Source organism: Parabacteroides caeci (assembly GCF_023656795.1).
Taxonomy (GTDB): Bacteria; Bacteroidota; Bacteroidia; order Bacteroidales; family Tannerellaceae; genus Parabacteroides; species Parabacteroides segnis.
Window position 1 is genome coordinate 1 of record NZ_JAMOKT010000147.1, and the last position, 1391, is coordinate 1391.

Consider the following 1391-nt stretch of genomic DNA (forward strand, 5'->3'; position numbering starts at 1 on the left):
CCTGAAATAAGTTGACAAAATACCAAAGTAAACTTATGTCAGAATCGAAACATGTAGGTTGTATCCGTTACAGCCATGAATTAAAATTAGAGATAACTAAACGTTACTTGTCCGAACAGACGAGTGTTCGTAAGTTAGCAGAAGAGTACGGGATCAGTTTTGAAGCCGTACGTCGTACTGTAATTAAGTATAAACCAGAAGCTTTGCGCTTATTTTTCCAAAATGATATATCTTTGACCCGTATGAAAAAGGAAAAAGACACTAAATCATTGGAGAAAGAAGTCCTTCGTTTACGGGAAGAACTCAAACTGGCAAACATCAAAGCTGAAGGTTATGAACATATGCTTCATTTGGCAAGTGAAGAGTATGGAGAGGATCTGTTAAAAAAAGCCGTAGCCAAACAGTCGGAAAGCTTAAAAGGAAATATCCTGAAGTAACCCTGGATAACCTTTGCCGGTTGTTTGGCTACACACGTCAGGCTTATCACAAACAGCTGAATGTACAGATGAAAAAGAGATTCTCGGAGGAATGTATTCTTGATATGATCCAAGGCGAAAGGGAGTTGTTACCACGGATAGGAACACGTAAACTATACCATTTACTCCATTACAAAGGGATAAATATAGGGCGTGACAAACTGTATAAATTACTGCGTGACAATGATTTGCTGGTTCGTCCATCCAAGCGGGTTGTCATCCGTACGACTCAGACCAGCCTCCGGGCTTATCTCTTTCGTAATCTGTTGAAAGAATGCTCTATAGATAAGCCTAACCAGGTTTGGGTGGCCGATATTACCTATATAAAATTGCAGGAAGGTTTTGCGTATCTGTCATTGATTACGGATGCTTTTTCACGTAAAATCATAGGATATTGCCTGCATTCGTCTTTGGATACCGAAGGATGTCTTAATGCTTTGAATATGGCTATGGCTACACTTTCCTGGTCTGAACTTAACGGCATTATACATCACTCAGACCGGGGATGTCAATATTGTAGTAAAGAATATGTAAAGATACTCAGGACTGCCAAAATGAGAGTCAGCGTAACTCAGAACGGAGATCCTTATGAGAATGCTTTAGCAGAAAGAATCAATGGAATACTTAAAACTGAATGGATCAACCAGGAAACATTCCTGAATCTGGAACACGCGAAAAAACGCATTGAGAAGATTATTAAGCTATATAATACCCGTAGGCTTCACAGTGCTCATTCATATAAGACTCCTGAAGAAATACATCAGAAGTTTTATCGTTCCGCAAAAAAAGCAACTAAAAGAGTTTACGGAAACTCTTTTAGTGCTAAATTTGTAAACTTATAACAGCACGGACCTTTTTGGTCCTTTTTGAAACTTTTTTATTTTCAAGAAGGTCAACTTATTTCAGGACAGGACA

2 protein-coding genes are annotated in these 1391 nt (G+C 38.6%); both read left to right on the forward strand.

Annotated features, from left to right (window positions below; genetic code table 11):
- The first annotated feature begins 35 nt into the window (after positions 1 to 35).
- Positions 36 to 437 (forward strand): transposase, encoded by a 402-nt coding sequence (locus NBH15_RS29105; protein ID WP_250824212.1) that lies wholly within the window; start codon positions 36 to 38, stop codon positions 435 to 437.
- 20 nt (positions 438 to 457) lie between these two features.
- Positions 458 to 1318: an IS3 family transposase gene (locus tag NBH15_RS29110; RefSeq protein WP_250824213.1), complete on the forward strand. Its 861-nt coding sequence runs from the start codon at positions 458 to 460 to the stop codon at positions 1316 to 1318.
- The last annotated feature ends 73 nt before the right edge of the window (positions 1319 to 1391 follow it).

Coding starts and splice junctions, on each gene's coding strand:
- NBH15_RS29105 (WP_250824212.1), top strand. CDS start 36: ATGTCAGAATCGAAACATGTAGGTTGTATCCGTTACAGCCATGAATTA.